The 6,805-nt window shown below is 45.7% G+C and carries 9 protein-coding genes; 4 read left to right on the top strand and 5 right to left on the bottom strand.

The features are described 5' to 3' along the window. A partial coding sequence (locus B3M51_RS11060) for an SAM-dependent methyltransferase (RefSeq protein WP_349676737.1) occupies positions 1-122 on the bottom strand: 122 nt, incomplete at its 3' end. A 92-nt stretch (positions 123-214) separates the two neighbouring features. Here B3M51_RS11060 and B3M51_RS11055 point away from each other — a divergent pair. The 3 genes from B3M51_RS11055 to B3M51_RS11045 are packed head-to-tail and all read left to right on the top strand — an operon-like array spanning position 215 to position 3,047. After that, the gene (locus B3M51_RS11055; protein ID WP_292759227.1) at positions 215-2,074 is read left to right on the top strand and encodes a penicillin-binding protein activator; all 1,860 of its coding nucleotides are present in this window, start codon (positions 215-217) and stop codon (positions 2,072-2,074) included. Positions 2,075-2,079: 5 nt separating this feature from the next. Continuing rightward, positions 2,080-2,436 carry a YraN family protein gene (locus tag B3M51_RS11050; protein WP_292481522.1) on the top strand — a complete coding sequence of 119 codons (357 nt, stop codon included), beginning with the start codon at positions 2,080-2,082 and terminating at the stop codon, positions 2,434-2,436. A gap of 38 nt (positions 2,437-2,474) precedes the next feature. Further along, entirely contained in the window at positions 2,475-3,047 is a 573-nt protein-coding gene (locus B3M51_RS11045; RefSeq protein WP_292357818.1) for a BON domain-containing protein, read from the top strand. Between the two features lie 41 nt (positions 3,048-3,088). On the opposite strand, the gene hemJ is transcribed toward B3M51_RS11045, so the two are convergent. Further along, positions 3,089-3,514, bottom strand: coding sequence for a protoporphyrinogen oxidase HemJ (hemJ, locus tag B3M51_RS11040; protein WP_292759224.1), 426 nt, complete (start codon positions 3,512-3,514; stop codon positions 3,089-3,091). Between the two features lie 61 nt (positions 3,515-3,575). Between hemJ and B3M51_RS11035 the strand changes: the two genes are divergently transcribed. Beyond that, positions 3,576-3,953: a PilZ domain-containing protein gene (locus B3M51_RS11035; RefSeq protein WP_292759221.1), complete on the top strand. Its 378-nt coding sequence runs from the start codon at positions 3,576-3,578 to the stop codon at positions 3,951-3,953. A gap of 8 nt (positions 3,954-3,961) precedes the next feature. Here the strand turns inward: B3M51_RS11035 and radA are convergent, their stop codons facing one another. The 3 genes from radA to B3M51_RS11020 form a co-directional block, all read right to left on the bottom strand. Beyond that, the gene (radA, locus tag B3M51_RS11030) at positions 3,962-5,350 is read right to left on the bottom strand and encodes a DNA repair protein RadA (RefSeq protein WP_292759218.1); all 1,389 of its coding nucleotides are present in this window, start codon (positions 5,348-5,350) and stop codon (positions 3,962-3,964) included. Next, positions 5,343-6,431, bottom strand: coding sequence for an alanine racemase (gene alr / locus B3M51_RS11025; protein ID WP_292759215.1), 1,089 nt, complete (start codon positions 6,429-6,431; stop codon positions 5,343-5,345). Before alr ends, radA begins: the two co-directional genes overlap by 8 nt. Further along, positions 6,428-6,805 (bottom strand): DnaB-like helicase C-terminal domain-containing protein (locus tag B3M51_RS11020; protein ID WP_292759212.1); only part of this gene is annotated, 378 nt, incomplete at its 5' end. The genes alr and B3M51_RS11020, both read right to left, overlap by 4 nt.

The following is a 6,805-nucleotide window of genomic DNA, read 5'->3' as shown; positions in this document are numbered from 1 at the left end:
CGGGTATCTTCAGCGGCAATCACATCTACTGAAGACAGAACTTCAATAGCGCGCGCTGAAATATCCGCCAGATTTCCAATTGGGGTGGCAACGATATAAAGTGCGGCTGTTGTATCTTTCACGGTAACTTTCCTGAAAACAAATATTGATTCTGGTCGTAATATACGCGAACAGGTAAGATGATGCCTTCTCCGAACTAAATTTGATGTAGCTTATGACGCAACGATTTTCCACCCTGTTTATATTGTTGGTATTACTGGCTTTAACGGCCTGCCAACCAATATCAATGGATACCAAACCATCAGCCCCAGAGATGACTGCGTTAATTTCTGAAGCAGAAAAACAGGGTGATTATGCGGTGGCTGCAGAAGATTATCTTGCCCAAGCGGCGGAATCTGAAGGCGCACTCAAATCGGCATTTCAATATCGCGCGGCCATAATGCAGTATGAGTTAGGTGAATTGGCTGAAGCAGATGCACTGCTTGCTGAAACCAATCTCGAACAACTTTCTCCACGTGAACAACTCACAGCTAATCTGTTGCGTGCTGATATCGCGTTATTGAATCTGGATGGTCAGCAAGCATTAACGCATTTAGACAAGATTGATTTTGACAGTGCCAATGAAGTACAGCAAAAACGCATTCTGGAACTGAGAATCACCGCTTACGATTTGACTGAAAACTCGCTGGAAAAGGCCCTGGCTCATATCAAGTTAGATCCAATGCTGCCAGAAAGCGAAAAGGAAAATAATCGTCTAGCGTTGTGGCAAACCTTACTGAAAATGACACCGCAGGCATTGGATTTATACAATCCAGGCCAACCACCCGCTGAAGATAGTGGCTGGTTTGCTCTGGCGTATGCCTTTAAAGCCTATGAAAATAATCCTGAAGCAATGGAGGTCGCCATTGAAGACTGGCAATACAGCTATCCAAATCACCCAGCTGATATTGAACAATTAAAAAAATCTATCAAAACGCCTCTTCGTCTTCCTCAACAACTGGATTTGATTGGTATCCTGTTACCTGATTCCGGCCCGGCAGCCAATGCGGCTCAAGCTATTCGTCAGGGAATCATTGCTGCCCATTTCAATGCACGTTCCAATGTACGTTTGCAGTTTTACGATGTTCAAACCGGCAATAACCCGGATTCAAATAACGTGATATCGCAATATGATAAAGCCGTTGCTGATGGTGCCAATATCGTTATTGGACCGCTGGATAAAACCTCCGTTGAGTTACTCGCGGCACATGACGCATTAACGATTCCAGTGCTGGCACTTAACCGAATCAATGAAGATATTGAGCAGAATAATTTTTTCCAGTTTGCCCTGGCCCCGGAAGACGATGCACGAAACCAGGCGGAATATGCCAATAAAATGGGATATAAACGAGCAATTGTCTTAAGTCCTCGCAATGATTGGGGTGACAGGGTTGCTGAAGCATTTACCAATGAATGGCGCAACTCAGGCGGACAACTTGTCACACGTGCTAAATATAATGAAACAGAAAATGACTACTCTCATATTCTGACCCCGATATTGGGAGTTGACAGCAGTGTTCAGCGTTACCAAAACCTGCGTCGCACACTGGGCAAATCCTTGGAATTCGAACCAAGAAGACGTCAGGATGTGGATTTTCTGTTTATGGTGGGCAGGCCATTAAAAGCACGACAGTTATTAACCCAGTTACGTTTTCACCGCTCAGGTAAATTGCCAATTCTGGCCACCTCCCATGCCTATGGTGGTGAAGCCAATGCCCAGCAGGATATTGATCTGAATGGATTAATTTTCACCGATATCCCCTGGATGTTCACTGAGCAATCACAACAGGATCCGGCCTATGCTGCTGTGCGTCGACAGGCCACCGGTGATATCGGCAGCTTTGTCCGTTTAGCAGCATTGGGGGTTGATGCCTATCGCATGATTCCTTTCCTGACAGCCATGAGTGGCTCAGAAGATGAAAAATATAATGGCGCGACTGGCATACTGACCATTAACGAACAGGGTCAGATTGAACGTACCATGTCCTTTGCCACTATACGTAATGGATTGATTGAACCATTAATCATTGAATAAAGCCTATGGCAGAACATCTCCAGTCTGGTAAGCAGGCAGAACAATTAGCCTGTAACTACCTGGAAAAGCAGGGTTTAAAGCTTGTCCAGCGAAATTTTTATTGTCGCCAGGGTGAGATTGATTTGATCATGCAGGACGGACAAACCTTAGTCTTTATTGAGGTACGTTATCGTCGCAATGGCTATCATGGAAGTGCTCTGGAAAGTATTACAAGCCGTAAACAATCACGTATCATCACCACAGCTCAACATTATCTGATGCAATCGGGGTGGGCACACAACTGTCGATTTGATGCCATCGCCATCACCGCTACACAACCCGATCATATATTATGGATTCGCGATGCTTTTCAACTAAACTAACAGCATTTTTCAGCACCCACCCAACGAGGAAAATATTCATGTACCAATTCAGACTGGTTTTCTTACTGATACCCATTTTATTGTTGCAAGCCTGTGCAGCAGCAGTTGTTGGCGGTGCAGCTACCACCGCTGCAGTTGCCTATGACCGTCGGACAGCTGGCGCCATCCTTGACGATCAAAGCATCGAAATAAAAGCCAAATACGCCATTTTTCAGGATAAAGATCTTTATAACCAGAGCAATATCAATGTGACCAGTTATAACGGGTTCGTATTGCTATCCGGTGAAACACCTACTGAATCACTTAAACAAAAAGCTACTACCTTGGTTAAAGATATTCCTAAAGTACGCAAAGTCTACAATGAGCTGGCGATTTCAGGCCCTAGCGCTTTAACTTCCCGTAGCAGCGACAGCTGGATCACCACCAAGTTAAAAACAAAAATGACTCAGGACGAAAATGTTGATCCTTTTTATGTGAAAGTAGTGACAGAAAGGGGCATCGTTTATCTTATGGGTAAACTCACCAAGGCTGAGGCAGATCAGGCAGTTGCCGTTGCTCGCTCAACCAAGGGTGTATTACGCGTGGTAAAAATATTCGAATATATTGATTGATTAATCTATGTGATTAAAGCCCCTCTCAGAGGGGCTTTTTTTTAAAACGGTTTCACTACGGCCAGGATCATTACAGCTATTAGAATCAATACAGGCATTTCGTTAAACCAGCGATAAAACACATGACTACGTTGATTTTTATCCGCAGCAAACTGTTTAAGCATTCGCCCACATATACCATGATATGCAAAGAGTAATACGACCAGAGTCAGTTTGGCATGCAACCAATGCATGGATTTCAATTGCTCCAGCGTGTAATAACTCATCAGCCAGATCCCCAGAACCAAAGCAACAATGGCGCTAGGTGTCATGATGCCCCGGTAGAGCTTGCGCTCCATAATTTTAAAGCGCTCCCTGCCTGCCTGGTCTTCACACATGGCGTGATATACATACAGTCTTGGCAAATAAAACAATGCGGCAAACCAGGTGATAACCGCCATTAAATGGAACGCTTTTACCCACAACATCTGCTATGACTCCTAATCAAAAAGAATGATAGTATCAGTCATATTAAACTGGAGCTCACCGATGTCCGATGAACGAAGATATTTTAGCCGAATTCCTTTTACGGCGAATGCTCATATTTTAACGACTGAGGGTGACATGTATCTGAATTGTCGGGTCATTGATGTGTCACTTAACGGTCTGTTAATTAGCCGCCCAGAAAACTGGGAAGGCAAATTGACCGATCATTTTACCGTTGATTTGTTGCTCGACGAGGCACAAGTGGTGATTAAAATGCAGGCGGAAATGGCGCATATGGATGCCAACAGCATCGGTTTTCATTGCAAACTAATCGACCTTGACAGCATTACCCATTTGAAAAAACTGGTGGAATTAAATCTCGCTGACGAAGGCTTACTGCACCGCGAACTCTCTGCCTTAGTGGATATGCCCGAAAACTGAAGCCGTAATCACAACCAGCCATCTTTCAGTGCGTCAATGGCCTGTTGCAAATGATGCACAGCAATTACTTTAAGCCCTGGAATTGGTTTTCTTGGGGCGTTGGCAGCGGGAACAAGGGCCACTTTAAAACCATGTTTTCCTGCATCACGGATACGTTCTTCCCCGGCCTGAACGGGCCGAATTTCTCCGGTTAGCCCGACTTCACCAAACACTACCCAGTCCTGCGGTATGGCTTTATTGCGTAAACTGGAAATCACCGCTGTCAGCACCGCCAGATCAGCACCGGTTTCACTTAATTTCACGCCACCCACAACATTGATAAATACATCCTGATCATGGCAGGTAATACCGCCATGTCTGTGCAAAATAGCCAATAACATAGCCAGACGATTTTGTTCCAGGCCGACTGAAACCCGACGTGGATTGCCCAACGGACTCTCATCAACCAAAGCCTGAACTTCTACCAGCATTGGCCGGCTGCCTTCACGGATCACCGTAATCATGCTTCCAGGAACGGCTTTTTCGCCTCTTGATAGAAATATTGCCGAAGGATTACTGACCTCTTTCAGGCCCAGCTCGGTCATGGCAAATACGCCGAGCTCATTAACCGCGCCAAAGCGGTTTTTGACTGCACGTAAAATACGGAACCGTGTCGAACTGTCACCTTCAAAATATAATACGGTATCGACCATATGCTCCAGAACACGTGGCCCGGCTAAAGCCCCCTGCTTGGTAACATGTCCCACCAGAATCATCGTGATGCCACTGGATTTGGCAAACCTGACCAACTGGGCTGCACTTTCCCGAACCTGAGCCACTGTTCCGGGTGCCGATTGCAACAATTCAGTAAATACCGTTTGAATCGAATCAATAACCATCACCTGCGGTTGACGCTGTTGGGCAATAGCCATCATTTGTTCGGCATGAGTCTCTGCCAGCAAATCAACCGGGGTTTCCTGTAACTGTAGGCGTTCAGCACGCAAACGTATTTGCTGTAACGATTCTTCACCACTGATATAAAGCGGATTAATACCGCTAAGCTCGGCCATACTGGCCATAGCTTGTAATAGTAAAGTTGACTTACCAATTCCGGGATCGCCACCAATGAGCACGACGGAACCGGTTACCAGCCCACCACCCAGAACCCGATCCAATTCCGGCAGGCCGGTAGACCAGCGCACTGCCTGTTCGGAAGTAATGGTTTTTAACGCCTGAACAGTATTTTGTTGCTGGCCGGCATAACCCGTATGTTTATTCATTGCCGTGGTGGGCTTGGCGCTACTCTGCACGGATTCTTCAAGACTGTTCCACGCACCGCAATCCGCACAGCGACCAGCCCATTGTGGGGTCTGTGCACCACACTCCCGGCAGACATACACTCGCTTGGCTTTAGCCATTCAAATATTCCCTTTGAACTCTCGGTGTCACACAGGTCAATAATTCATAGGGTATGGTTCCAGCTTTATCGGCTAGCCATTCCACCGCCAACTCATTGGCACCCCAGATAATCACCTCATCATCAAGTTGTGCCTGCGGACAATCATTCAGATTGACACAGATAGTATCCATCGAGACGCGACCAATAATTGGTACTTCTTTGCCACGAATCAAGACTTTACCAATATTGGATAAATGACGACTATAGCCATCACCATAACCAATACTGACAACACCCATTCGCACGGGTTTATCAGCGGTCCACTGACCACCGTAGCCGACTTCATCCCCAGCTTTTAATTGCTGCGTCGCAATTAATTTTGAGATCAATTGCATGACTGGCTTGAGTCCAACATCAGCCCCTGATTTATCGGCAAATGGTGAAGCGCCAAACAGCATCAGACCGGGCCTTATCCAGTCATAATGAGATTCCGGCAGACTGATAATCGCTGCTGAATTAGCCATACATACTGGCAAACCAGTTGTTTTAGCTAGGTTTTTCATAACCGTTAACTGTTGGTTATTACGTGCATCATTTAATAAATCTGAGTTGGCAAAATGACTCATCAAACCAAGCTTGCTCACCAGGTCTGAACGTTTTTCAAGTGCATCAATAATTTGTAGTACATCATGCTGGGGTAAACCAAGACGGTGCATACCAGTTTCCAGCATCAGCCATAAAAATGGTAATGGCTGATGTATTTCTGCTTTGATTAATAAAGCGAGATGCTGTTGCTGATGCAAAACCGGCGTCAACTCAAATTCAGCAGCTAACTGCCATTCTTCTACACTGCTTACACCTTCAAAAATGGTAATCGGCTGGACAAATCCATGTTTACGTAACGTTAATGCTTCGCTAAGTCGGGCCACTGCAAACGCATCACTTTGCATGAGCGCCTGAGCAACCTGGATGACGCCGTGCCCATAAGCATCAGCTTTAATGACCGACATCACTTTACTGTTTGGGGCGAAAAGGCGAACTTTTTGCAGATTATGTTTCAGTGCTGCCAGATCGATTCGGGCAAACGGATAGCGGCTCACGATTCATTTTCACCGTAATCTTGGTAGTACGCAGGGGCAAAGTTTTCAAACCGGGTATATTTGCCCTGGAAGGTTAACGCCACGGTACCGATAGGACCATTACGTTGTTTACTGATGATGATTTCGGCTTTGCCTTTTTCAGCAGAATCTTCGTTATAAACTTCATCACGATAGATAAACACAATGATATCGGCGTCCTGCTCAATCGCACCTGACTCACGCAGATCCGACATAACCGGCCGTTTATTCGGTCTCTGCTCAAGTGAACGGTTTAACTGAGATAACGCAATCACCGGCACATTGAGCTCTTTGGCCAGTGCTTTTAATGAACGGGAAATTTCTGAAATTTCGTTGGTACGATTTTCTGCCTGACG

The organism is Methylophaga sp. UBA2689 (assembly GCA_002354555.1).
Lineage (GTDB): Bacteria > Pseudomonadota > Gammaproteobacteria > Nitrosococcales > Methylophagaceae > Methylophaga.
The sequence above is the reverse complement of the archived record's forward strand: the minus strand, read 5'-3'. Positions and strand labels throughout refer to the sequence as shown.